The organism is Pseudomonas sp. TCU-HL1 (genome assembly GCF_001708505.1).
In the GTDB taxonomy this organism is placed as follows: Bacteria; Pseudomonadota; Gammaproteobacteria; order Pseudomonadales; family Pseudomonadaceae; genus Metapseudomonas.
The window spans coordinates 5,943,678-5,969,193 of the sequence record NZ_CP015992.1; the positions used below are offsets into that span (position 1 = coordinate 5,943,678).

Genomic DNA, 25,516 nt, shown 5'->3' on the forward strand with positions numbered 1-25,516 from the left:
GAAGGATTCCAAATTGAGCGATCTTCTTTCCCGCCGCCTGGCCTTGCTCGGCGAGCGCGCCAACCTGCCCCTGCTCACCCAATGCCTGCACGGCATTGAACGTGAATGCCTGCGGGTCGATGGCAATGGCCAACTGGCGCTGACGCCACACTCCCCGGCACTGGGTTCGGCCCTGACCCATGCGCAGATCACCACGGACTATTCCGAATCCCTGCTGGAGTTCATCACCCCGGCCGAGGCCGATCCGGCGCAGACCCTGGCGGACCTGGAAAAGGTGCATCGCTTCACCGTGGGCAAGCTCGGTGACGAGTTGCTCTGGAGCCCCTCCATGCCGTGCCGGCTGCCAGGGGAAGACGTCATCCCGATCGCCCGCTACGGCACCTCGCCCGTCGGCCGCCTGAAGTACGTCTACCGCAAGGGCCTGGCCGTGCGTTACGGCAAGACCATGCAGTGCATTGCCGGCATCCACTACAACTATTCCCTGCCCGAGGCGCTCTGGCCGCTGCTCAAGCAGGCCGAAGGCGATCCGCAGAGCGACCGCGACTACCAGTCGGCGCGCTACATCGCGATGATCCGCAACTTCCGCCGCTACAGCTGGCTGCTGATGTACCTGTTCGGCGCCGCCCCGGCGCTGGACAAGAGCTTCCTGCGCGGCCGCCCGCACGACCTCGACAGCCTTGACGCCGACACCCTGTTCCTGCCGTATGCCACCAGCCTGCGGATGAGCGACCTGGGTTACCAGAACAACGCCCAGGCCGGCCTCACGCCCTGCTACAACAGCCTCGACAGCTACCTCTCGAGCCTGCGCCAGGCGGTGTCCACGCCCTACCCGCCCTATGCCGAGATCGGCACCAAGCAGGACGGCGAATGGGTGCAGCTGAACACCAACGTGATCCAGATCGAGAACGAGTACTACTCGTCGATCCGCCCCAAGCGCATCACCTACACCGGCGAGCGCCCGATCCAGGCACTGATGGCCCGTGGCGTGCAGTACGTGGAAGTACGCTGCCTCGACATCAACCCGTTCCTGCCGCTGGGCATCGACCTCACCGAGGCTCGCTTCCTCGACGCCTTCCTGCTGTTCTGCGCCCTGCAGGACAGCCCGCCGATGGCTGGCGACGAATGCCGCTGCGCCACGGACAACTTCCAGCTGGTCGTCAAGGAAGGGCGTCGTCCCGGCCTGCAGCTGCAGCGCCATGGCCAGAGCATCGGCATGAGCGAATGGGCCGATGAGCTGCTCGACCGCATCAATCGAACCGCCGAGTTGCTGGACGCCGCGCAAGGTGGTCGGGAACACGCCGAAGCCCTGGCCGCCCAGCGCGCCAAGGTGGCCGCCCCGGAGCTGACGCCCTCGGCCCGCGTGCTGGCGGAACTGCGCCAGAACGGCGAGAGCTTCAGCCAGTTCGCCCTGCGCCAGAGCCGCCTGCATGCCGAGTACTTCCGCAGCGAACCGCTGAGCCCGGACGACCAGGCCCGCTTCGAAAGCCTGGCCCGCCAGTCCCTGGAAGAACAGGCACGCCTGGAAGCCGAACCGGAAGTGGATTTCGATACGTTCGTCGCCGCCTATCAGGCGAGCATCCTGGGGTTGATCAGTAACTGATCGCGCTGGGGAAACCCTTGTGGGGGCGAATTCATTCGCCAAGGGCAGCGCTGCTGCCCTCTGCAAGTGCGAAGGGCAGGCCTTCGGCCTGCTTGGCTAATGAATTCGCCCCTACAGAAAAGAAGTCCTCGCCCCATGAGGGCAAGGCGCTCGGGTGACGTCAGAGTGTCTTCTCGAATACCTGCGAATTGCGCTGGTAGTTGTACAGCGACGCCCGTGCGGCGGGCAGTCGCTCGACGCCGCTGGGCTGGAAGCCGCGCTCGCGGAACCAGTGGGCGGTGCGGGTGGTGAGGACGAAGAGGGTCTTCAGGCCCAGGACACGGGCACGTTCCTCGATGCGCTCCAGCAACTCGTCGCCGCGGCCGCCATGGCGATACTCCGGATTCACCGCCAGGCAGGCCAGTTCCCCCGTGTCGGAGTCGGCGATGGGATAGAGCGCCGCGCAGGCGATGATCAGGCCATCGCGCTCGACGATGGTGAACTGCTCGATCTCCCGCTCCAGCACCTCGCGCGAACGGCGCACCAGAATGCCTTGGTCTTCCAGTGGGGTGATCAGGTCAATCAGCCCGCCCACGTCATCGATGGTTGCCTCCCGCAGGGATTCGAACTGCTCCTGATCCACCAGGGTGCCGCCACCGTCGCGGGTGAACAGCTCGGTGAGCAGCGAACCATCCTCGGCGTAACTGACCATGTGGCTGCGCTTGACCCCGGCACGGCAAGCCTGGGCCGCGGCGTCCAGCAGTTCGGCCTGGTAATTGTTGCCCAGACGCGTCAGGTGCGGCGGCACCTGCTGCGGACGCAGCTCGCGCACCAGCTTGCCGGACTCGTCGATCAGCCCGCGCTCAGCGCCGAACAGGATCAGCTTGTCGGCTCCCAGGTCGATGGCGACACGGGTGGCCACGTCCTCGCAGGCAAGGTTGAAGATTTCCCCGGTGGGCGAATAGCCAAGCGGCGAGAGCAGCACGATGGTGCGCTCGTCCAGCAGCCGGCCGATGCCCTTGCGGTCCACCCGGCGCACCTCGCCCGTGTGGTGATAGTCAACGCCGTCGACCACGCCTATCGGCCGCGCCGTGACGAAGTTGCCCGTGCTCACCCGCAGCCGCGAGCCCTGCATGGGCGAGGCGGCGATATCCATGGACAGGCGCGCCTCGATGGCGATGCGCAGTTGGCCCACCGCATCGATCACGCACTCCAGGGTGGGGCTGTCGGTGATCCGCAGGTCGCGGTGGAAATGCGGCGTCAGGCCGCGAGCCGCCAGGCGTGCTTCGATCTGCGGGCGTGAACCATGCACCAGCACCAGACGCACGCCCATGCTGTGCAACAGCACCATGTCGTGGACGATATTGCCGAAGTTCGGGTGGGCGATACCCTCGCCGGGCAGCATCACCACGAAGGTGCAGTCCCGGTGGGAGTTGATGTACGGGGTAGCGTGGCGCAGCCAGTTGACGTAGTCGGGCATGGTTCCGTGAGCCTGTCGTATAGCGAAAAGACGAGTGCGACTCCCAGCAGATCTGGGAATGGAAGTGAGGCGGCGCGTTATCGTCGTCGCATGAGCATCAACGGAAACCCTCCCGGTCAGGATGTGGTGGCAGATTGCAGGCAGTAATGCTGGATGAGCTGGCGCAATAGCGCAACGGTAGGCTCGATCCGTGACAGCTCAAGGTGCTCGTCGGGCTGGTGGGCGCAGGCGATGTCGCCGGGGCCGAGCACCAGGGTCTCGCAACCGAGCTGCTGAAGATACGGCGCTTCGGTGCCGAAGGCCACCGCCTGCGCGGTATGGCCGGTAAGACGTTCAGCCAGGCGCACCAGATCACTTTCCGGCGACTGCTCGAACGGCGGCACCGCCGGGAACAGCGGCTTGAAGTCGATCTTCACCTGATAGTGCTCGGCCACCGGCCGCAGGCGCTGACGGATCACGGCGCGCAGGGTTTCCGGATTCATTCCCGGAAGCGGCCGCAGATCGAACTCCAGGCTGCACTGGCCACAGATACGGTTGGGGTTGTCGCCGCCATGAATGCAGCCGAGGTTGAGGGTGGGCTGGGGCACGGTGAACTGCGGGTTGCGGAACTCCTGCTGCCATTCACCGCGCAGCTCGATCAGGTCGCTCATCACCGCGTGCATGGCGTCCAGGGCGCTGTGGCCCAGGCTCGGGTCGGAGGAGTGGCCGCTCTGCCCGAGGATGTCGATGCGTTCCATCATCACGCCCTTGTGCAGGCGGATGGGCTTGAGCCCCGTCGGCTCGCCGATCACCGCCGCACGGCCGAGTGGCCGCCCCGCTTCGGCCAGGGCACGAGCGCCGGCCATGGAGCTTTCTTCATCGCAGGTGGCGAGAATCATCAGCGGCTGGCGGAAGGGCTGGTCCAGCACGCTGCGCACGGCTTCGATGGCCAGGGGGAAGAAGCCCTTCATGTCGCAGCTACCCAGGCCATACCAGCGATCACCGACTTCGCTGAGCTTCAGCGGATCGGTTTTCCACAGGGCGGCGTCGAAGGGCACGGTGTCACTGTGGCCAGCCAGCACCAGACCGCCAGGGCCGCTGCCGTAGGTGGCCAGCAGGTTGGCCTTGCCCGGCGCGACTTGCTGGATCTCGCAGCGGAAGCCGAGGTCTCCGAGCCAGCCGGCCAGCAAGTCGATCACTGCCTGGTTCGACTGGTCCCAACTGGGCTGGGTGCAGCTCACCGAGGGTGTGGCGATCAGCGCGGCAAGCTGCGATTTCAGGTCTGGAACGGACATCGGGGGCCTCCACGATTGAGGGATCATCATAGGCCCAAGGCCGTGCCGGGTGAAACCGCTGCGGCGCAGTAGCAACCTGTCCTGTAAACTTCACCGCCTTGGTAGCCACCCCCTGGCTGCGTCTGAAAGACCCCGGCGATGAACAAAGAGACCGAAATCAAGCTTCGCGCCAGCCGCGAGACCCTGGAAGCCCTGCGCGACCATCCGCTGCTGAAGAAGCGCAACAAGTCCGGCTGGGAACGCCGTGAGCTTTTCAACCAGTATTTCGACACGCCCGAGCGTGACCTGGCCCAGGCCCGCGTAGCCCTGCGCCTGCGCCGCGACGGCGAACAATTCATCCAGACCCTCAAGACCCGTGGCCAGAGCGTGGCCGGGTTGTCCGAGCGCAACGAGTGGGACTGGTACCTGGACAAGGCCAAGCTGGACCCGAAGAAACTCACCGATGAGTGCTGGCCGGACAGCCTCGCCGAGCTGGACAAGAAACAGCTCAAGCCCATCTTCACCACCGACTTCCACCGTGACCGCGCCGAGATCGCCTGGGGCCGCGGCAAGGCCAAAGTGGTGATCGAAGCCGCCCTGGACCTGGGCAAGGTCATCGCCGGCAAGCAGCAGGAAGAGATCTGCGAACTGGAACTGGAACTGCGCCAGGGCGAGCCTGAGGCGCTGCTGGAACTGGCCGCCGAACTGGCAGCCAGCCTGCCGCTGATGCCCTGCGACATCAGCAAGGCCGAGCGCGGCTATCGCCTGCATGACGCGAACAGCTACCACCTCAGCCTGCCGGCTCCGGCACTGGTCACCGAGACCTCGCTCGACGATGCCTTCGCCGCGCTTGGCTGGCACCTGCTGGGCAGCAGCCAGCGCCTGGCCGAGCAGTACCGTTTCAATGGCCACTGGAAGCTTCTGGTGGACTGGCTGCACCAGTTGGTCGACCTGCGTGCCCTGCTCGGCAGCCTCGGCCAGGCCGCCCCGCGCGCCAGTAGCCACGACCTGCGCGAAGCCCTGGACGCCCTGCTTCAGGACTGGCGCCCACACATCCAGGCCGGTGAACAGGACGAAGCCGTGCGCCACGGCGCGCCGCAACAGTTCGCTGAAGAACTGCAGGGCACCCGCTGGGGCCTGTTCTCGCTCAATGCCTCCCGCTGGCTGCTGACCCGCGCCTGGACAACCGGCCGCAATGAGCGCGGCAACCGCCAGGGCCATGCGCCGCTAGGCAACTGGCTGCCGCGTTTCCTCGCCGAAGAGACCGAAGCCCTCAAACTGGACCGCTACAAGCGCCAGCCCGAGGACCTGGCCGAACAGCTGCCGCGTATCGAGCGCCTGCTGGCCTGGTTGCGTCTGGCGCGCCAGGTACTGGAAGTGCCGGAAGTCGACCGTGCCTACGGCGAGCTGTCCAAGTTCGCCGAACTGGCGGCCCAGCCGCTGGACGGTGAGGTACTGGCTGCCCGCAGCGAGCAGGCGCAGACCCTGATCAGCCTGCGCAGCTGGAAGGCACTGACGCGCTGAGGTCGAGGAGCCCAACCATGCTCAAGCAAAGCCTCCGCTCCCTGGTCACGACCTGGCTGACCGGCCTGCTGGCCTTGCTTCCGCTGGTGCTCACCCTGGCCCTGCTGGCCTGGCTGTTCAGCCTGCTGAACCGGCTGGTGGGGCCGTCCACGGTGATCGGCCAGCTCCTCGGCGCCCTCGGCCAGCCCTTCGCCAGCAACCCGGTGCTGGCCTACCTGGTCGGCACCCTGGTGCTGCTGGGCAGCCTCTACCCCCTGGGCCTGGCGGTGCAGCTCGGCCTGCGCCGGCCGCTGGCCTGGCTGCTGGATATGACCCTGCGTCGTGCGCCGCTGATCGGCAGCCTCTACAGCCTCGCGGATCGCTTCGTCGGCCTGCTGGACCGCAGCAAGAATGCCGACATCGCCACCATGAGCCCGGTCTGGTGCCTGTTCGGTGGCGAAGGTGCCGCCGTACTGGCCCTGCGCCCCAGTTCGGAATCCTTCGAACTGGACAGCCGACCCTACTGCGCCATCCTGGTGCCCACCGCGCCCATCCCGGTGGGCGGCGGGCTGATCTACGTGCCTGTGGAGTGGGTGCGGCCGGCGGAGATGGGCGTTGACGGCCTGACCAGCATCTACCTGTCCATGGGGCTCACGCTGCCGCACCAGGCGGGCAGGCTGGCGAAGGAGCCGGTCGTCCTGGGCGACGACAGCAAGGCTTCCTGATGCTCTTCTTGTAGGGGCGAATGAATTGTTCGCTGTTGCTGCGAGGAATGGAACGCTCTAGCACAGGGCCTCCCTGACTCCGCGCCTGCCTGACACAACCCTCTCCCCCGCCCCTCTCCCTGAAGAGGAGAGGGGTGACTCGCGCCGGCGAGGCACAAGCCATCCTGAAGCCCACACCGGCCTGAATCCGGGTAGAAGCGGTGGGGCAGCGACTGCGCCCCTTCAGGAGGCCGAGCGGAATCGTTGCAGAGGGGGACGAGCGGCAACGCAGTCATAGCCAATGAATGCGCCCTGCAATAAACCTCTCCCTTACCCCTGCCCCACCGGCAGGCTGGTGGTGGACTTGATTTCGGACAGCGCGACGATGGAGTTCACCTCCTGGATCCCCGGCACCAGCGACAGCTTCTCGAAGAAGAAGCGCTCGTAAGCCTCGATGTCCCGGGTGACGATGCGCAGCATGAAATCCACCGCGCCCATCAGCACATGGCATTCCAGCACCTCGGGGAACTGGCGCATGGCTTCGGCGAACTCGGTGAGGTTGGAGCGGCCGTGGGCGTTGAGTTTCACCTGGGCGAAAATCTGCGCGTTCAGACCGACCTTGCGGCGATCCAGCAGGGTGACCTGGCGGCGGATCACCCCCTCGTCTTTCAGGCGCTGAATGCGCCGCCAGCAGGGTGACTGGGACAGCCCCACCCGCTCGGCAATCTCGGCTGTGGACAGGCTGGCATCCTCCTGCAACAGCTCGAGAATGCGTTTGTCGTAAACATCCAGAGTAACGGACATAAAATCTCCCTGTTTGGCTTGTTCTTCGGAAAGTTTATCCAAAGAAGTTACCCACCCATGCAATTCAGGCAGAAAAATCCCCCTGCAGGCTGGAAAACTATCGACCACGCCACCGAGGAATCCTCCATGCTCAGCCTGCAAACCGCTCCCGCCACCCGCGACGACCACTGGCACCCCCGCACCACCCAGCTCCAAAGCCGCGAGATGCAATTCGCCATCCTCGCCGAAGCCGAAGCGGATATCCTCGGCCGGCTGCTGGCCTTTTTCGCCCAGCTGCATCTGGTGCCACGCTGGCTGGAGGTCAACCAGCTCGATGACACCCTGCTGGTGCAACTGCGCCAACCCGGGCTGACGCCGCACCGGGCCGAGGTCATCGCGCGGAAGATGCGCTCGCTGGTCAGCGTGTTTTCAGTGGAACTGGAGCACGCCCACACCTGATCGCGAGTTCCTTGAACCGCCTCTTAGCTGAATGCTGGCATTTCGGGCATGCTTGCCGTCCCATTGGAGGAGCGTTTGACTACGCTTCCAGATTGAGCAGCGTGACCGAGGAGCTTGCATGTCCGCCTTTGCCTCAGCCGCCCAGGACCGTTGGCTGGACCTCAACGACCTGATGCGCGAACTGGTGAACCAGGGCCGCTTGAGCCAGGACCAGGCCGAGCATTGCCTGGCCATTCGCCGCAGCGCGGTGAACAACCAGCAGCATCCCCTGGAGTTTCTCGCCAGCCAGCAGGTGGACGACCTCAAGCGCCCGGGCAAGAAACACGACCTGGAATCTCTCAGCCGCTGGCTGGCCGAGCATGCCGGCCAGCCTTACCTGCGCATCGACCCGCTGAAGATAGACGTTGCCGCCATCACCCCGCTGATGTCCTACGCCTTCGCCCAGCGCCACAAGATCCTCGCCGTGGCGGTCGACAGCGAAGCCGTCACCATCGCCAGCGCGCAGCCCTTCGTGCAGAGCTGGGAGAGCAACCTCACCCACGTGCTCAAGCGCCCGATCAAACGCGTGGTGGCCAACCCGCTGGATATCCAGAAATTCACCCTGGAGTTCTACCGCCTGGCCAAGTCGGTCAGCGGCGCCAGCGCGGTGGACCAGAAGATCAGCGGCGTCGGCAACTTCGAACAACTGCTCAAGCTCGGCACCGCCGATCAGGAGCCCGACGCCAACGACGCCCACATCGTCAACATCGTCGACTGGCTGTTCCAGTACGCCTATCAGCAGCGCGCCAGCGACATCCACATCGAGCCACGCCGCGAACAGGGCACGGTACGTTTCCGCATCGACGGCGTGCTGCACACCGTCTACCAGTTCCCCCCGCAGGTCACCATGGCCGTGGTCAGCCGCCTGAAAAGCCTCGGCCGGATGAACGTGGCGGAGAAGCGCAAGCCCCAGGATGGCCGGGTCAAGACCAAGACCCCGGACGGCGGCGAGGTAGAGCTGCGCCTGTCCACACTGCCCACCGCCTTCGGCGAGAAGATGGTGATGCGGATCTTCGACCCCGAGGTGCTGCTGAAAAGCTTCGACCAGCTCGGTTTTTCCCAGGACGACCTGCGCCGCTGGCAAAGCATGACCAACCAGCCCAATGGCATCATCCTGGTCACCGGCCCCACCGGCTCGGGCAAGACCACCACGCTCTACACCACCCTCAAGCAGTTGGCCACCAGCGAGGTGAATGTCTGCACCATCGAAGACCCCATCGAGATGATCGAGGGCGCCTTCAACCAGATGCAGGTGCAGCACAACATCGACCTGACCTTCGCCAGCGGAGTGCGCGCGCTGATGCGGCAGGACCCTGACATCATCATGGTCGGCGAGATCCGCGACCTGGAAACCGCCGAAATGGCCATCCAGGCCGCGCTGACCGGCCACCTGGTGCTTTCCACCCTGCACACCAACGACGCGCCCAGCGCCATCACCCGCCTGCTGGAACTGGGCGTGCCCTATTACCTGCTGCGCGCGACCCTGCTCGGGGTCATGGCCCAGCGCCTGGTGCGCACGCTCTGCCCGCATTGCAAGGCCCCGATGGAGCTCGTCGAAGACGACTGGATCGGTCTCACCAAGCCGTGGAGCGCGCCGTTGCCCACCGGTGCCCACCGCGCCGTCGGCTGCCTGGAATGCCGCGACACCGGCTACCGCGGCCGCGCCGGGGTCTACGAGATCATGCTGCTGTCCGACGCGGTCAAGCCGCTGATCACCGCCGACACCGACCTGATCGCTTTGCGCCGCGCCGCATTCAAGGAAGGCATGCGCAGCCTGCGCCTGTCCGGCGCGCAAAAGGTTGCGTCGGGCCTGACCACCATCGAAGAAGTGCTACGGGTCACGCCACAAAGCGAGCAGAAATGAAATCCTAGTCGGCTTGGGGCGCAGCGGTCCCAAGCGAGAAGAATCACAGCCAGCAAACGGAGCAATTCCCATGGAAATCGGCAGTGTCGTCATCCTCCTGGTCGCCCTTGCGATCGCTATCGTGTTCATGGGCTTCAAGGTCGTGCCGCAAGGCTTCGAGTGGACGGTCGAGCGTTTTGGCCGTTACACCAACACCCTGAAGCCGGGCTTGAACATCATCGTGCCGGTGATGGACCGCATCGGCCGCAAACTCAGCGTCATGGAAAGCGTGCTGGACATCCCGCCGCAGGAAGCCATCAGCGCCGACAACGCCATCGTCACCATCGACGCCGTGTGCTTCTTCCAGGTGGTCAACGCCGCCCAGGCCGCCTACGAGGTCAACGACCTGGAGCACGCCATCCGCAACCTGGTCATGACCAACATCCGTACCGTGCTCGGGTCGATGGAGCTGGACGCCATGCTCAGCCAGCGCGACGCCATCAACGAGCGCCTGCTGCGCACCGTGGACGAGGCCACCGCGCCCTGGGGCATCAAGGTTACCCGTATCGAGATCAAGGACATCAGCCCGCCGGCCGACCTGGTGGAAGCCATGGCGAGCCAGATGAAGGCCGAGCGCCTCAAGCGCGCGCAAATCCTCGAAGCCGAGGGCCGTCGCCAGGCGGAAATCCTCACCGCCGAGGGCGAGAAGCAGGCGCAGATCCTCAAGGCCGAAGGCCAGCGCCAGGCCGCCTTCCTCGAAGCCGAGGCCCGCGAGCGCGCGGCCCAGGCCGAAGCGGAGGCGACCCGCGTGGTGTCCGACGCCATTGCCCAGGGCAACGTGCAGGCGGTGAACTACTTCGTCGCGCAGAAGTACGTCGAGGCACTCGGCAGCCTGGCCAGCGCCAACAACAGCAAGGTGGTGCTGATGCCGCTGGAAGCGACCCAGGTGATCGGCGCCGTGGGAGGCATCGGCGAAATCATCCGCGCCACCTTCGACGGCAAGAAGGGCTGACCCCATGTGGAACTACCTCCAGCACCTGACCTACTGGGACTGGCTGGCCCTTGGCACCCTGCTGCTGATCCTCGAAGTCTTCGGCGCCGGCGGCTACCTGCTGTGGATTGGCGTGGCTGCAGCGTGCGTTGGCGTCATCACCTTCGTCATTCCTGAGCTGCACTGGGCCATCCAGTTCCTGCTCTTCGCGGCCTTGTCCATCCTGACCGCGGTCTATTGGTGGCGCCGCCAGCGCAGCGCCAGCAAGCCCTCCGACCAGCCCGGCCTGAACCAGCGTGGCCGGGAATTCATCGGCCGCGAGTTCGCCCTGCATGAAGCCATCAGCGGCGGGCGGGGCAAGATCCGCGCCGGCGATTCGGTCTGGCTGGTGTCCGGCCCCGACCTGCCCGCCGGCAGCCAAGTCCGTGTCGTCGGCCAAGACGGCGTGCTGCTCAAGGTGGAACCCGTCTGATCGATGGGCGCCGGCAACAACATGCAGCCTTGACGGCCTCCGGGGCATTCACCGAACCTGCACGCCACCGTGAAGCACGCTTGCCAGCACAGCGGATGTCTGCATGTCGAAGCACCACAAGATCCCCCCACCCAAGCCTGTCCGGCGCCCGGTCTACCCGGTCCTGGCGGCCCTGCTGCTGTTGCTCGGACTGGGCGTCTGGCTCTACCTCAAGGGCGACGGTGCCCTGCCGGGCAAGGCGCCGCCTCAGGCCGGCATTCAGCCCGCGCGCATGGTGGACGAAGGCCAATGCGCCGGTTGCCATGCCCAGCAGGCGAGCGACTGGCGAGGCAGCCACCACCAGTTGGCGATGCAGGAAGCCACCGACGCCAGCGTGCTGGCCGACTTCAGCGACGTCACCTTCCAGGGCGAAGGCGAGACCACCCGCTTTTTCCGCAAAGACGGCGGTTTCTGGGTCAACACCCCCGGCACGGATGGGAAGCCGGCTGATTATCGCGTTGCCTACGCCTTCGGCGTCGCCCCCCTGCAGCAATACCTGATCGAGGCCCCCGGTGGCCGCCTGCAAGCCCTGGGCGTGGCCTGGGATGTGGAGAAGCGGGCCTGGTTCCATCTCTATCCGGGCCAGGGCGTGGACTTCAAGGACCCGCTGCACTGGAGCGGGCCGCAGCAGAACGCTAACTTCATGTGCGTGGAGTGCCACACCACCGGCTTCAAGCGTAATTTCGACCCTGCCACGAACAGTTTCGCCAGCCGCTGGAACAGCCTCGGCGTCGGTTGTCAGGCCTGCCACGGTCCGGCCTCGCGCCATCTCGACTGGGCGGCGAAGAAGCTGGAGGCGGCCAATGCCGGCTTCGCCGTCGATCTGGCTCGGGCGAACAAGCTCACCGAGGTGGAAACCTGCGCCCGCTGCCACTCCCGCCGCGCCCCCCTGGACGACGGATACCACCACGAGGCGCGGCTGATGGACGACTACCTGCCCAGCGCCCTGACCCGCGAGCTCTATGAACTGGACGGGAAGATCAAGGACGAGGTGTTCGAATACGGCGCCTTCACCCAGAGCCGGATGTTCGCCAGGGGCGTGCGCTGCAGTACCTGCCACAACCCCCATAGCACAGCGCTCAAGGCACCGGGCAATGGCGTCTGCCTGCAGTGCCACAACCCGTCCGGCAAGACCGAGGTCGAGGGAGTCGATGGCAAGGGCCTGCTGGCAAAGAACTACGACAGCCCCGCGCACCACCACCACATCCAGGGCCAGGCCGGATCCCAGTGCGTGGATTGCCACATGCCGGGCAAGTTCTTCATGGTCAACGACTACCGCCGCGACCACGGTTTCACCCTGCCGAATCCAGCTCGCGCGCTGCGTCTGGGCACTACGGACGCCTGCCTGGGCTGCCACAGCGAGCAGCCGGGCGATTCGGTAGCCGAGCAGTTCCGCCTCTGGTACGGCGAGAGCAAGGCCGCTGCCCCTCGCTATGACGAGAGTCTGTGGCTGATCCGCAATGGCCGGCCGGGCGCCTCGCGTGCATTGTTCCAGCAGTTGGAGTCCCGCGAATTGCCCGCCATTCGGCGCGCCACCCTGTTGGTCGAACTGCCCACCTACCCCAGCGAGCGCGCCCTCAAGGCCGCCGCGCGTGACCTGACCCACCCGGCGCCGCAGGTACGCGCCGCAGCGGTCAAGGCGGTGGCCGCCCTGGTTCCGCCGGAACAGCGCCGCAACCTGCTGGCGCCGCTGCTTATCGACCCCGTGCGCGCCGTGCGCATCGCCGCCGCCTACGAACTGCTGGGCATGCGTGGCACGGGCCTGGGCAACTACGAAACGAGCTGGAACAGCGCCATCGCCGAATACGAAGCCGTGCAGCTCAGCCTGCAGGAGCGCGCCGAGGTCAACCTCAACCTGGCCCTGCTCTATCAGGCCAACGGTCGCGCCGACGCGGTGGAGTCGCACCTGCGCACAGCGCTGCAGCGCGATCCGGACTACTTGCCGGCAGTGGTGGCGCTGGTGCAATGGCTGGACGGTAACTTCCGTTGGGAAGAAGGCCGTGCCCTGCTCGAACAGGGGCTCAAGGACCATCCGCAGTCGGCCCTGCTGCAGCACACCAACGGCCTGATGCTGGTGCGCAAGGGTGATCTGCCGGCGGCCCTCAAGGCGTTTGCCGAAGCGGTGAGGCTGGAGCCGGAGAACAGCCAGTTCGACTACGTCTATGCGGTGGCCTTACATGACAGTGGCGAGCTGGAGGCGGCCTGCCATCGCCTGGAGGAACTGCTGGAGCGCGACGCGGCAAACCGCGAGGCCCGCCTGGCACTGATCAACTACTGGCGCGAAGCCGGGCAGATCCAGAAGGTCCAGGCACTGCTGGCGGAGCTGGAACAGCAGAACCCGGATGACCCGGCGCTTCGCCGGGAATGATTCTGGCTGGCGAGTCGCCATGACCGGCTGGCGGCAAGGTGGAACTCCGCGCAAAGCGGCCGAATCTGATAGTTCAGGTCCACCCGCAAACGGAGTAACCGCTATGCGCACTCGTCTGTATGCAGCCGCTTTCGCCCTGATCACCCTGCCCGTTGGCTCGGCCATGGCCGATGGCGATTTCTGGCGCGACGTCATCTCGTCTGGCGCCACCACCGCCTCGACTTACCTCACCTTCAAGGACGACAAGCTGATAGTCGCGGCTCGCGACGACGCCAGCAGCTTCGTCGCCAGCGGCGGCGAAATCCGCGGCCCGTACCTGGAGGCCGCGCTGCAGCGCATCCGCAGCGAACACCCGGACCTCAAGGCCAGCGACGCCGAGCTGGCCAGCGCGATCCTCGCGACCGAAGAGTGAACCTCCGAAAAGCGCTCCGCGTGGCCCCATCCACGCGGGGCGCTTTCTGTTGAGTTATCCACAGACGAAAAAAACCCCGCCATGACAGCGGGGCCCAGGAGTTGGCTACCCACACCGGTAGCACATGATGGGCACGCCCCGCGCCGACGAATGCCAGCGCGGAGGCAATGCGGGGCACACGTTGACGCCCGCCCGAAGTCAGGTCAACGCCGTGAAACGGGCTTCTGAATAAGCCCACACATTCCGGGAATGTGCCTACTCGCGATAGTCATCTACCGGCACGCAGGCGCAGAACAGGTTGCGGTCACCGAAGACGTTGTCCACGCGGTTCACGGTCGGCCAGTACTTGTGGGCGCGGGTGTGAGCGGTGGGTGTAACCGCCTCCTCGATGCTGTAGGGCCGCTCCCAGTGACCGATCACGTCCGCCAATGTGTGCGGCGCACGCTTGAGCGGGTTGTCCTCGGCCGGCCAGTCGCCGGCCTGCACCTTGGCGATCTCTGCACGGATGCTCAGCATCGCCTCGACGAAGCGATCCAGCTCGTGCTTGTTCTCGCTCTCGGTGGGCTCGACCATCAGGGTGCCGGGCACCGGGAAACTCATAGTCGGCGCATGGAAGCCGTAGTCCATCAACCGCTTGGCCACGTCTTCCTCGGTGATGCCGGTTTCCGCCTTGATCGGCCGCAGGTCGAGGATGCATTCGTGGGCAACACGGCCGTTGCGTCCGCTGTAGAGCACTGGGTAGGCGTCGCCCAGCTGCCGGGCCAGGTAGTTGGCGCTGAGGATGGCCACTTCGGTGGCGTCGGCCAGCTCCGGGCCCATCATGGCGATGTACATCCAACTGATCGGCAGGATGCTCGCACTGCCCCAGGGCGCCGCGCTGACCGCGCCATTCTCCGGATGTGGCCCCTTCAATTCGATGACCGGGTGGTTGGCCACGAAGGGTGCCAAGTGCGCGCGTACGCCGATCGGCCCCATGCCCGGCCCACCGCCGCCGTGAGGGATGCAGAAGGTCTTGTGCAGGTTCATGTGCGACACGTCGGCGCCAATGTCGGCCGGTCGCGCCAGGCCCACTTGGGCATTGAGGTTCGCACCATCCATGTAGACCTGGCCGCCGTGGCTGTGGATAACCTCGCAGATCTCGCGGATGCCCTCCTCGTACACACCGTGGGTCGAGGGGTAGGTGGCCATCAGGCAGGAAAGCTGGCCACCCGCTTCGCCAGCCTTGCGCTTGAGGTCGTCGAGGTCGACGTTGCCGGCCTCGTCGCACTCGACAATCACCACGCGCATGCTCGCCATTTGCGCCGAGGCCGGGTTGGTGCCGTGGGCCGAGGCCGGGATCAGGCAGATGTTGCGGTGCCCCTCGCCTCGGCTCTCGTGGTAGCGGCGAATGGCGAGCAGCCCCGCGTACTCGCCCTGGGCGCCGGAGTTGGGCTGCATGGAGATGGCGTCGAAACCGGTAATGGCGCAGAGCCAGGCTTCCAGCTCGTCGATCATCAGCTTGTAGCCCAACGCCTGCTCGCGGGGTGCGAAGGGGTGCAGGTTGGCGAACTCCGGCCAGGTGATGGGGACCATCTCGCTGGTGGCGTTGAGCTTCATGGTGCAGGAGCCCAGCGGGATCATGGCCTGGTTCAGCGCAAGGTCCTTGTTCTCCAGCTGCTTGAGGTAACGCAGCATCTCGGTTTCGCTGTGGTGGGCATTGAACACCGGGTGGCTGAGATAGCCACTGCTGCGGGCGAGGTCCGCCGGAATTCCCCCGATGATCACGCTCTCGTCCAGTTCGGCGACGGACAGGCCATGGTCGGCACCGAGGAAAATGCAGAACAGCTGCTCCACGGTGTCCACCGAGCAGGTTTCGTCGAGGCTCACCCCAAGCTTTCCGCGCCCGAGAATGCGCAGGTTGATGCGCGCCGCCTTGGCCGATTCGATGATGGCGGTCTGGCTGCCGCCGACGTCCAGGGTCAGGGTGTCGAAGAAGTACTGGTTGTCCCGCTGGATTCCCCGGCGCATCAGCCCTTCGGCAAGGATGGCCGTGAGCCGGTGGACCCGCTGGGCGATGCGCCTGAGCCCTTCAGGACCGTGGTAGACGGCGTAGCAACTGGCGATGTTGGCCAGCAGCACCTGGGCCGTGCAGATGTTGGAGTTGGCCTTCTCGCGGCGGATGTGCTGCTCGCGGGTCTGCAGGGCCATGCGCAGGGCGACGTTGCCACGGGCGTCCTTGGAAACGCCGATGATCCGTCCCGGCATGGCGCGTTTGAACTCGTCGCGGGTGGCGAAGAAGGCGGCATGGGGGCCGCCGTAGCCCATGGGCACGCCGAAGCGCTGGGCCGAGCCGAACACCACGTCGGCCCCCAGCTCGCCGGGTGGCGTGAGCAGTAACAGGCTGAGCAGGTCGGCGCCGACGCAGGCCAGCGCCTGCTGCCCATGCAGGTGCTCGATGAGCGGACGCAGGTCGCGGATTTCGCCGTGGGTATCCGGGTATTGCAGCAAGGCGCCGAACACCTGGTGCTGCGCCAGGTTATCCACATGATCCACCACCAGATCGAAGCCGAACGCCTCGGCACGGGTCTGCACCACGGAGATGGTCTGCGGGTGGCTGTCTTCGTCGACGAAGAACAGGTTGCTCTTCGCCTTGGCCACGCGCTTGGCCAGGGCCATGGCTTCAGCCGCGGCGGTGGCCTCGTCCAGCAAGGACGCGCTGGCGAGATCGAGCCCCGTGAGGTCAATGGTCAGTTGCTGGAAGTTCAGCAGCGCCTCCAGCCGGCCCTGGGCGATCTCCGGCTGGTAAGGGGTGTAGGCGGTGTACCAGCCGGGGTTTTCCAGCACATTGCGCACGATCACCGTCGGGGTGAGGGTGCCGTAGTAGCCCATGCCGATCAGGTTGGTCCATAGCTGGTTCTGTTCGGCGTAGCCACGCAGTTTGGCCAGGGCACCCTGCTCGTCCAGCGCCGCCGGCAGCTCCAGGGGCCGGTTGAGGCGAATGGCCGGCGGCACGGTCTGCACGATCAACTCATCGCGGCTGACCAGGCCCAGGGCCTCGAGCATCGCCTGCTGTTCCGCCTCGTCCGGCCCCAGGTGGCGGCGGAGGAAGGCGTCGGGCTGTTGGAGCTGGGACAGCGAGGGCATCTGGGACATGGGCAGGACCTCATTTCGCCGCATCAGAAAAGCAAAAAGCCTCGACTAGCGAGGCTTTTTGAAGGATAGCGGGTGAATCAGCTATCGGCGTCGGAGGCTGCCTTGTAAGCGGCGGCATCGAGCAGTTTGTCCAGTTCGGCAACGTTGCTCGGCTTGAGCTTGAAGAACCAGGAGCCGTATGGGTCGCTGTTGACGCTTTCCGGCGCATCGCTGACCGCGTCGTTCACAGCGATCACTTCACCGCCGATCGGCGCGTAAATGTCGGAAGCGGCTTTCACCGACTCCACCACGCCAGCTTCCTGACCAGCGGCCAGGGTCTTGCCGACTTCCGGCAGCTCGACGAAAACCACATCGCCCAGGGCTTCCTGGGCATGGTCAGTGATGCCCACGGTGACGGTGCCATCGGCTTCCAGACGGGCCCACTCGTGGCTGGGGGCGTAACGCAGTTCAGCGGGGATGTTGCTCATGTCGAATTCCTCAGAGACTGTGGCGGATGGCCCGCCTGAAAATTTAGATCAAGGCTTTGCCATTGCGCACGAAGTTCGGTCGCACAACGCGAACCGGGAACCACTTGCCGCGGATTTCCACTTCGGCGCGCTCGCCGGTGGCCATCGGCACGCGGGCCATGGCGATGGATTTGTTCAGCGTAGGAGAGAAGCTGCCGCTGGTGATTTCGCCTTCGCCCACACCGTCCACGCGTACCACCTGGTGGGCGCGCAGCACGCCGCGCTCTTCCAGCACCAGGCCGACCAGCTTGCTCGCCACGCCGGCGGCGCGCTCGGCCTCCAAGGCCTGGCGACCGATGAAGTCGCGGGACTCGGGCTCCCAGGCAATCGTCCAGGCCATGTTGGAAACCAGTGGGGAGGCCTCCTCGGTCATGTCCTGGCCGTAGAGGTTCATTCCGGCTTCCAGGCGCAGGGTATCGCGGGCGCCGAGGCCGATGGGGGCAATACCGGCGCCCACCAGTTCGTTGAAGAAGTCGGCGGCCTGATCGGCGGGCAGCATGATTTCGAGACCATCTTCGCCGGTGTAGCCGGTACGGGCGATGAACCAGTCGCCCTCAGGCAGGCCCTGGAACGGCTTGAGCTCATGAATCAGCGCGGCCCGCTCGATGCTGACCAGTTCGGATACCTTGGCGCGGGCGCTGGGGCCCTGGATGGCGAGCACCGCCAGGTCGGTACGCTCGGTCAACCGGACGTCGAAACCCTGGCTGCGCGCCAGCATCCAGGCCAGGTCCTTGTCACGGGTGGCGGCATTGACCACCAGGCGATAACCGAAGCCGGTGAGGTAAAGGATCAGGTCATCGATCACCCCGCCCTGCTCGTTGAGCAGGGCACTGTAGAGGGCTTTGCCAGGGGCGTGCAGGCGCTCGACGTCGTTGGCCAGCAGGTGCTGGAGCCAGGCCTTGGCCTGGGCACCGGCAACGTCGACCACGGTCATGTGGGAAACGTCGAAGACACCACAATCGCGGCGCACCTGATGGTGCTCCTCGACCTGGGAGCCGTAGTGCAGCGGCATGTCCCAGCCGCCGAAATCGACCATCTTGGCTCCCAGTGCCACGTGCTGGTCATGGAGTGGAGTGCGCTGTCCCATGGGTTTCTCCTTCCGGGCTTGGCGAGGATGCGGCGGGTCGGCGGCGCGGAGTCATCCGCGACCGCAGCGGGCCGGGCCGCAACGAATGGCGCGCATTGTAGCCGCAAGGTAGGTGACTGGACACTCCGGCTGGCGGCCCGCGCAGGGAGCTGCTGAAAGCCCGTGGGGTGTGCCATGCGCACCGTTTGAGGGACCGATGCCAAGGGCTGGTGCGCTCAGCGCACCCTACCGACAGCGATCAGTGGCCGATCCGTCGTGCCGAACGGCGGATCAAGCCGATCACCGGCAGCAGGCCGACCAGTACCAGGGTCAGTGCGGGCAGAGCAGCGCGAGCCCACTCGCCTTCGCTGGTCATTTCGAAGATGCGCACGGCCAGGGTGTCCCAGCCGAAGGGGCGCATCAGCAAGGTGGCGGGCATTTCCTTGAGCACGTCGACGAACACCAGCAACGCAGCGCTGAGGGTGCCGGGCACCAGCAGCGGCAGGTAAACCCGGAAGAACAGCGCTGGCCCGCCAACCCCCAGGCTACGGGAAGCTTCCGGCAGCGATGGGCGAATGCGCGCCAGGCCGTTTTCGAGCGGCCCGTAGGCGACCGCCATGAAGCGCACCAGATACGCCAGCAGCAGGGCGCCGAGGCTACCCAGCAAGAGCGGCTTGCCGGCACCGCCGAGCCAGCTGGACAGCGGGACCACCAGTTGGCTGTCGAGGTAGCTGAAGGCAAGCATGATGGACACCGCCAGCACCGAGCCCGGCAGCGCGTAGCCCAGGTTGGCCAGGCCCACCGCCGCACGCACCGGGCGGGTCGGTGCCAGACGCCGGGCGAAGGCCAGCAGCAGGGCCACGCAAACGGTGAGCAGCGCTGCCATGCCGCCGAGATAAAGCGTGTGCAGGATCAGGCCGGCGTAACGTTCGTCTAGGTCGAAACGACCCCGCAGCCAGAACCACACCAGCAACTGCAGCATGGGAATGACAAAGGCACAGGCAAATACCAGGGAGCACCAGAACGTAGCCGCCAGGGCCTTGATGCCGTGCAGGTGATAGAGCGCCTTGCCCCGCGGCCGCTCGCTGGCCGGACGGCTGGCGCCACGGGCGCGCCGCTCGCCGTAGAGCACCAGGCAGACACCGAGCAGCAGCAGGCTGGCCAGTTGGGTAGCGCTCGAAAGGCTGAAGAAGCCGTACCAGGTCTTGTAGATGGCGGTGGTGAAGGTATCGAAGTTGAAGACAGCCACGGCGCCGAAATCGGCCAGGGTCTCCATGATGGCCAGGGCCAGGCCGGCACCGATGGCCGGTCGCGCCATGGGCAAGGCAACGCGCCAGAAGGCCTGCCAGGGCGACTGCCCGAGCACCCGGGCGGCCTCCATCAGGCCCTTGCCCTGGGCCAGGAACGCAGCACGGGCCAGCAGGTAGACGTAGGGGTAGAACACCAGCACCAGCACCAGGATCACCCCGCCGGTGGAGCGCACCCGCGGCAGCCGCAGGCCGCTGCCGAACCACTCGCGAAGCAGGGTCTGTACCGGACCGGAGAAATCGAACAGGCCGATGAAGACGAAAGCCAGTACATAGGCCGGGACGGCGAAAGGCAGCATCAGCGCCCAGTCCAGCCAACGCCGGCCGGGGAATTCACAGAGGCTGGTGAGCCAGGCCAGACTGACGCCGATCAGCGTCACCCCCACCGAGACGCCCAGGATCAGAACCAGGGTGTTGCCCAACAGGCGCGGCATCTGGGTTTCCCAGAGGTGGGACCAGATTTCCCCATCCACTTCGCCCCAGGACAGTAGCAGGACGCTGAGTGGCAGCAGTACAAGGACGGCGACGGCAAAACTGATGGGGTACCAGCGGCGCTGGGCGGGATGGGCCACGCAAACCTCTCGGGGATCGAAACAGGACGCCCCGGACTGGCCGGGGCGTCGAGTATAGCGGCAGAGTGGCGGATCAGTTCCAGCCGACCCGGTCCATCATCTTGATGGCTTCGGCCTGACGCTTGCCGGCCACCTCCACCGGAATGCTGTCGGCCTTGAAGCTACCCCACGCGGCCACTTCGGCCGATGGCTTGACCTTCGGGTTGGCCGGGAATTCCTGGTTGATGCCGGCAAACAAGCCCTGGGCCTCGTCGGTGGTCATCCACTCCACCAGCGCCTTGGCGGCCTCGGGGTGCGGCGCATGCCGGGTCAGGCCGATGCCGGACAGGTTCACGTGAACGCCGCGATCGGCCTGGTTCGGCCAGAAGATCTTCACCCGCAGGTCAGGGTTTTCTTTGTGCAGGCGGCCGTAATAGTAGGTGTTGACGATGCCCACGTCGCACTGGCCGGCATCCACTGCCTGGATCACCGCGTTGTCATCGGCGAAGACATCAGTGGCCAGGTTGTTCACCCAGCCCTTGAGGATTTCCTCAGCCTTGGCCGCACCATGGGTTTCGATCAGGGTGGCGGTCAGCGACTGGTTGTAGACCTTCTTCGCGGTGCGCAGGCAGAGGCGACCTTCCCAATTCTGGTCGGCCAGCGCCTCGTAGGTGGACAGCTCTTCCGGCTTCACCCGCTCGGTGGAATAGACGATGGTCCGCGCACGCAGCGACAGGCCGGTCCAGGCATGGCTGCCGGCGCGGTACTGGGGCGGGATGTTGGCGTCGATCACAGGCGAGGTAAAGGGCTGCAGGATGCCCATCTGCTCGGCTTGCCAGAGGTTGCCGGCATCGACGGTCAGCAGCAGGTCGGCCACGCCGTTGTCGCCCTCTGCCTTGATCCGCTGCATCAGCGGGGCTTCCTTGTCGGTGATGAACTTGATCTGCACACCGGTCTTGGCCGTATAGGCGTCGAATACCGGCTTGATCAGTTCATCGATACGCGAGGAATAAACCACCACTTCGTCGGCGGCCTGCACCGAAGTAGCGGCGGCGGACAGCGCAAGGAGCGCGAAAAGGGACTGACGTACCCGCATTGCTGGAGCCTCTTGATAGCGACAAAGGCTGAATGATAGTCAACCTCAGTTGCGAGAAATAGTTGTATTTATGTCGGGGAGTGTATGCCTTCCTCCCCTCTCCCCCTGGGAGAGAGGGCTGTCAGTATCAGGCGCGCGCCAGGCCCGGCAAGTCGCCAGCCAGCCCCAGGGCCTGGCGCACGAAGAGCGCCTTGGCCTCGGGCATGCCATCGACCCATTTCAGGCCACTGTTGCGCAGCCAGCGCAAGGGCAGCGGGTTGGCCTGGAACAACCGCTCAAATCCTTCCATGGCGGCCATCATCGCCAGGTTGTGCGGCATGCGCCGACGCTCGTAACGCGCCAGCACGCGCTCGTCGGCCAAACGCTCACCACGGCCGGCGGCATGCAGCAGCACCTCGGCCAGCACCGCCGCATCGAGGAAGCCGAGGTTGACCCCCTGTCCCGCCAGCGGGTGAATGGTATGGGCGGCGTCGCCAATCAGCGCGAGGCCCTCTTCCACATAGCGTTTGGCGTGGCGCTGGCGCAGTGGGAGGCACAGGCGCGGGTCCGCGCCGAGCACCTCACCCAGGCGCCATTCGAAGGCGCGGCCGAGCTCGCGGCAGAAGCCGGCGTCATCCAGGGCCATCAGGCGTTCAGCCTCGGCCGGTGTTGCCGACCAGACGATGGAGCACCACTGCTCACCGTCCCGCTCCAGCGGCAGGAAGGCCAGCGGGCCGTCGTCGGTGAAGCGCTGCCAGGCGGTGCGCTGGTGCGGCTCGGCGCAGCGCACGCTGGTGACGATAGCGTGGTGCAGGTAATCCCACTCGCGGGTCGCGCAGCCGGCCAGGCGGCGCACCGCGGAATTGGCACCGTCGGCGGCCACCACCAGGGGGGCGCGCAGTTCGCGACCGTCCTCCAGGGTCAGCAACCAGTCATCACCGGAACGGCGCAGGCGCTCCAGACGCGCCCCCGGCATCAGGCCGATGCCGCTGTCGTGCAGGGGCTCCATCAGGGCGTCCTGGACCACGCGGTTCTCGACGATATGGCCAAGCACCTCGGCGTGGACACTGGAGGCGGCAAAGTGGATCTGTCCCGTGCCGGAGCCATCCCACACATGCATTTCGCCGTAGGGGCTGCTGCGCCGGGCGGCAATGCCGGGCCAGGCACCGAGGCGTTCGAGGATGCGCTGGCTGGCCGCCGACAGGGCACTGACCCGAGGTTCGAATGCCGACGCCGAGTCGAAGGGTTTGATGCTGAGCGGGCTGCCGTCGATCAGCAGGATGTCCAGGCCGCTGTCTTTCAGTGCCAGGGCCAACGCACTGCCGACCATGCCGGCGCCCACGATGATCAGATCCGCGCGCAGTTCCATATCAGGCCTTGAGGCTCCCTGTGTGTCCGCGTTCGGCACGCCCGGTCAGTCCGGGCGAGTGCCCAGGCCCATGGCCTGGCGGGCGAACCAGCGCTTGGCCGGCGGCAGCAGGTCGAGGCCGAGCAGGCCCAGGTTGCGTCCGGCGGCCAGCAGCGGCTCGGCGGTGGAGAAGAGGCGGGTCACCTGATCGGAGAATCCCACCGTGAGGTTCTGGTCCAGGCGCTGGCGCTGCAGGTAGCCCTGCAGGGTGGCGAAATCACCCGGTAACTTGTTGTCGCTGGCCAGCAGCGCTTCGGCCAGCGCCTGGGCGTCGCGCAGCGACAGGTTGTAACCCTGGCCGGCGATCGGATGCAGGCTGTGCGCGGCATTACCCAGCACCACCAGGTTGGAGCGCACCTGTTCTTCGGCTTCCACCAGTTCCAGCGGATAGAGATGCCGGGCGCCCACCTGCTGGAAGGCGCCCAGGCGGTAGCCGAAGGTGTCCTGCAGTTCGTCAAGGAAGCGCCGCTCGTCAATCCTGGCAAGGCGCTCGGCGTCGTTGCCCGGCCGGCTCCAGATCAACGCGCAGCGGTTTTCCGGCAGCGGCAACAGGGCCATCGGGCCGTTGTCGGTGAAGCGTTCGAAGGCCTGGCCACGATGGGCCTCCAGCGGGCTCACGTTAGCGATCAACGCGGTCTGCTGGTAAGGCGTGCGATGCACACCGATGCCCAGCTGCTCGCGCAGGCCGGAGCGGCCACCGTCGGCCAGTACCGCCAGGTCGCAATCGAGTTGGGTTTCGTCATTCAGGATCAGGCGGTAGCGACCCTCCAGGGCCTGCATGCCGACCACTTCGGCCGGGCAGTGCCAAGTCACCACCTCCTCGTCCAGCGCCTGCCAGAGGCACTGGCCAAGCCAGGCGTTCTCGACCACATATCCCAGGGCCGGGACGCCCTCTTCAAGGGCGGAGAGGCGCGCAGCGCCAAAGCGCCCACGGTCGGACACATGGATCTGCAGGATCGGCTCGGCGCGCTGGCTGATGGCCTGCCAGAGGCCGAAGCGTTCGTAGATCTGCCGGCTGCCGAAAGACAGCGCGGAGGAGCGGGCATCGTAGCTGGGCTGGAAGCTGTCGCCGGGGGCGAAGGGCTCGATCAGGACGATCTTCCACCCCCGCGCCCGCGCACCGTCCTGCAGTGCCAGGGCCAGGCTGGCGCCGACCAGGCCACCGCCAATGATCGCGACTTGGCTGCGCTGCATGTCAGGCGGCCTGGCTACGTGCGGCAGCCATCAGCGCCTCGATCTCGACCACCGACTTGGGTACGCCGCCGGTCAGGATTTCGCAGCCGGTCTTCGTGACCACCACGTCGTCCTCGATGCGCACGCCGATACCGCGCCACTTCTTCGGTACGTCCTGGTTGTCGGCACCGATGTAGATGCCCGGTTCGACGGTCATCGCCATGCCCGCTTCGAGCACGCGCCACTCGCCGCCGACCTTGTATTCACCAACGTCGTGCACATCCATGCCCAGCCAGTGGCCGGCACGGTGCATGTAGAAGGCCTTGTAGGCTTCGGAGGCGATCAGCTCGTCGACATCGCCCTTCAGCAGACCCAGCTCCACAAGACCGGCGGTGATGACCTGCACGGTGGCTTCATGGGCTTCGTTCCAGTGCTTGCCGGGGGCAATTTCAAGGAAGGCGGCTTCCTGGGATTTCAGCACCAGCTCGTAGATAGCCTTCTGCTCGGGGCTGAAGGTGCCGCTGACCGGGAAGGTGCGGGTGATGTCGCTGGCGTAGCAATCGAGCTCACAGGCGGCGTCGATCAGCACCAGGTCGCCATCTTTCAGCGGAGCGTCGTTTTCCCGATAGTGCAGGATGCAGGCGTTCTTGCCCGCGGCAACAATCGAGCCGTAAGCCGGCATCTTCGCGCCGCCCTTGCGGAACTCGTATTCCAGCTCGGCTTCCAGGTGATATTCGTGGAGCCCGGCGCGGGCCGTCTGCATGGCGCGTACATGGGCGCGAGCGGAAACCTCGGAGGCTTCGCGCATGACCTTCACTTCCGCCGCCGACTTGTACAGGCGCATGTCGTGCAGCAGGTGGTCGAGCGCAACGAATTCCTTGGGCGGCTGGGCACCCTGGCGGGCCTTGGAGCGGATGGTGTTGACCCACTCCATCAGGTGTTGGTCGAACTCGGTGTTGGTGCCGATGGAGTAGTAGACGCGGCTGCGCCCCTCGATCAGGCCGGGGAGAATGTCGTCGATGTCACCGATGGGGAAAGCATCGTCAGCTCCATACGCGCTGATCGCGCCATCCTGGCCGGCACGCAGGCCGTCCCAGAGCTCACGCTCCGGATCACGCTCGCGGCAGAACAGCACGTACTCGCCGTGCTCGCGGCCGGGGATCAGCACCAGCACCGCTTCCGGCTCGGGAAAGCCGCTGAGATACTGGAAATCGCTGTCCTGGCGATAGACGTGCTCGACATCGCGGTTGCGGATGTACACCGGCGCGGCAGGCAGGATGGCGATGCTGTTGGCTTCCATCTGCGCCATCAGCGCCTTGCGCCGGCGGGCATACTCGGCCTTGGGGATACGGGTCATGCGCGCTCCTTCAGGG

General features: G+C 65.9%; 20 protein-coding genes. 9 read left to right on the plus strand and 11 right to left on the minus strand.

All coding sequences use genetic code 11. From position 1 onward, the window contains the following. Positions 1 to 13 precede the first annotated feature (13 nt). Positions 14 to 1,600, plus strand: a complete 1,587-nt coding sequence (gene gshA / locus THL1_RS27155; RefSeq protein WP_069086139.1) for a glutamate--cysteine ligase — start codon at positions 14 to 16, stop codon at positions 1,598 to 1,600. A 160-nt stretch (positions 1,601 to 1,760) separates the two neighbouring features. Here the strand turns inward: gshA and argA are convergent, their stop codons facing one another. Together argA and argE are read right to left on the minus strand one after the other, a co-directional pair. Beyond that, positions 1,761 to 3,059 (minus strand): amino-acid N-acetyltransferase, encoded by a 1,299-nt coding sequence (gene argA, locus THL1_RS27160; RefSeq protein WP_069086140.1) that lies wholly within the window; start codon positions 3,057 to 3,059, stop codon positions 1,761 to 1,763. Positions 3,060 to 3,175: 116 nt separating this feature from the next. After that, positions 3,176 to 4,333: an acetylornithine deacetylase gene (gene argE, locus THL1_RS27165; protein WP_069086141.1), complete on the minus strand. Its 1,158-nt coding sequence runs from the start codon at positions 4,331 to 4,333 to the stop codon at positions 3,176 to 3,178. A 138-nt stretch (positions 4,334 to 4,471) separates the two neighbouring features. Between argE and THL1_RS27170 the strand changes: the two genes are divergently transcribed. Both THL1_RS27170 and THL1_RS27175 read left to right on the plus strand, forming a co-directional pair. Beyond that, positions 4,472 to 5,836 carry an inorganic triphosphatase gene (locus tag THL1_RS27170; RefSeq protein WP_069086142.1) on the plus strand — a complete coding sequence of 455 codons (1,365 nt, stop codon included), beginning with the start codon at positions 4,472 to 4,474 and terminating at the stop codon, positions 5,834 to 5,836. A gap of 17 nt (positions 5,837 to 5,853) precedes the next feature. Further along, a complete protein-coding gene (locus THL1_RS27175) occupies positions 5,854 to 6,540 on the plus strand; it encodes a DUF502 domain-containing protein (RefSeq protein ID WP_069086143.1) in 687 nt (228 codons plus the stop codon). 309 nt (positions 6,541 to 6,849) lie between these two features. On the opposite strand, the gene THL1_RS27180 is transcribed toward THL1_RS27175, so the two are convergent. Continuing rightward, positions 6,850 to 7,323, minus strand: coding sequence for an Lrp/AsnC family transcriptional regulator (locus THL1_RS27180; protein WP_069086144.1), 474 nt, complete (start codon positions 7,321 to 7,323; stop codon positions 6,850 to 6,852). A gap of 126 nt (positions 7,324 to 7,449) precedes the next feature. Here THL1_RS27180 and THL1_RS27185 point away from each other — a divergent pair, with 126 nt between their 5' ends. From THL1_RS27185 to THL1_RS27210, 6 genes are all read left to right on the plus strand, one after another. Then, the gene (locus tag THL1_RS27185) at positions 7,450 to 7,761 is read left to right on the plus strand and encodes a hypothetical protein (protein ID WP_069086145.1); all 312 of its coding nucleotides are present in this window, start codon (positions 7,450 to 7,452) and stop codon (positions 7,759 to 7,761) included. Between the two features lie 118 nt (positions 7,762 to 7,879). Further along, positions 7,880 to 9,664: a GspE/PulE family protein gene (locus tag THL1_RS27190; RefSeq protein ID WP_069086146.1), complete on the plus strand. Its 1,785-nt coding sequence runs from the start codon at positions 7,880 to 7,882 to the stop codon at positions 9,662 to 9,664. Positions 9,665 to 9,734: 70 nt separating this feature from the next. Next, entirely contained in the window at positions 9,735 to 10,655 is a 921-nt protein-coding gene (locus tag THL1_RS27195) for an SPFH domain-containing protein (protein WP_069086147.1), read from the plus strand. A 4-nt stretch (positions 10,656 to 10,659) separates the two neighbouring features. Then, positions 10,660 to 11,106, plus strand: a complete 447-nt coding sequence (locus THL1_RS27200; RefSeq protein WP_069086148.1) for an NfeD family protein — start codon at positions 10,660 to 10,662, stop codon at positions 11,104 to 11,106. 103 nt (positions 11,107 to 11,209) lie between these two features. Continuing rightward, the gene (locus THL1_RS27205) at positions 11,210 to 13,513 is read left to right on the plus strand and encodes a cytochrome c3 family protein (RefSeq protein WP_069086149.1); all 2,304 of its coding nucleotides are present in this window, start codon (positions 11,210 to 11,212) and stop codon (positions 13,511 to 13,513) included. A 103-nt stretch (positions 13,514 to 13,616) separates the two neighbouring features. Next, positions 13,617 to 13,925 carry a DUF2388 domain-containing protein gene (locus tag THL1_RS27210; protein WP_069086150.1) on the plus strand — a complete coding sequence of 103 codons (309 nt, stop codon included), beginning with the start codon at positions 13,617 to 13,619 and terminating at the stop codon, positions 13,923 to 13,925. A 255-nt stretch (positions 13,926 to 14,180) separates the two neighbouring features. Here the strand turns inward: THL1_RS27210 and gcvP are convergent, their stop codons facing one another. The 8 genes from gcvP to pepP form a co-directional block, all read right to left on the minus strand. After that, the gene (gene gcvP, locus THL1_RS27215) at positions 14,181 to 17,057 is read right to left on the minus strand and encodes an aminomethyl-transferring glycine dehydrogenase (RefSeq protein WP_069086151.1); all 2,877 of its coding nucleotides are present in this window, start codon (positions 17,055 to 17,057) and stop codon (positions 14,181 to 14,183) included. A 77-nt stretch (positions 17,058 to 17,134) separates the two neighbouring features. Further along, positions 17,135 to 17,524, minus strand: coding sequence for a glycine cleavage system protein GcvH (gcvH, locus tag THL1_RS27220; protein ID WP_069086152.1), 390 nt, complete (start codon positions 17,522 to 17,524; stop codon positions 17,135 to 17,137). A 43-nt stretch (positions 17,525 to 17,567) separates the two neighbouring features. Next, positions 17,568 to 18,650 (minus strand): glycine cleavage system aminomethyltransferase GcvT, encoded by a 1,083-nt coding sequence (gene gcvT / locus THL1_RS27225; protein ID WP_069086153.1) that lies wholly within the window; start codon positions 18,648 to 18,650, stop codon positions 17,568 to 17,570. A 238-nt stretch (positions 18,651 to 18,888) separates the two neighbouring features. Beyond that, positions 18,889 to 20,508 (minus strand): ABC transporter permease, encoded by a 1,620-nt coding sequence (locus THL1_RS27230; protein WP_069086154.1) that lies wholly within the window; start codon positions 20,506 to 20,508, stop codon positions 18,889 to 18,891. A 73-nt stretch (positions 20,509 to 20,581) separates the two neighbouring features. Continuing rightward, a complete protein-coding gene (locus tag THL1_RS27235) occupies positions 20,582 to 21,583 on the minus strand; it encodes an extracellular solute-binding protein (RefSeq protein ID WP_069086155.1) in 1,002 nt (333 codons plus the stop codon). A gap of 127 nt (positions 21,584 to 21,710) precedes the next feature. Beyond that, entirely contained in the window at positions 21,711 to 22,925 is a 1,215-nt protein-coding gene (locus THL1_RS27240) for a 2-octaprenyl-3-methyl-6-methoxy-1,4-benzoquinol hydroxylase (protein WP_177343866.1), read from the minus strand. A gap of 51 nt (positions 22,926 to 22,976) precedes the next feature. Further along, positions 22,977 to 24,164, minus strand: a complete 1,188-nt coding sequence (gene ubiH / locus THL1_RS27245) for a 2-octaprenyl-6-methoxyphenyl hydroxylase (protein WP_069086157.1) — start codon at positions 24,162 to 24,164, stop codon at positions 22,977 to 22,979. A gap of 1 nt (position 24,165) precedes the next feature. Next, positions 24,166 to 25,500: a Xaa-Pro aminopeptidase gene (gene pepP / locus THL1_RS27250; protein WP_069086158.1), complete on the minus strand. Its 1,335-nt coding sequence runs from the start codon at positions 25,498 to 25,500 to the stop codon at positions 24,166 to 24,168. Positions 25,501 to 25,516: the final 16 nt, after the last annotated feature.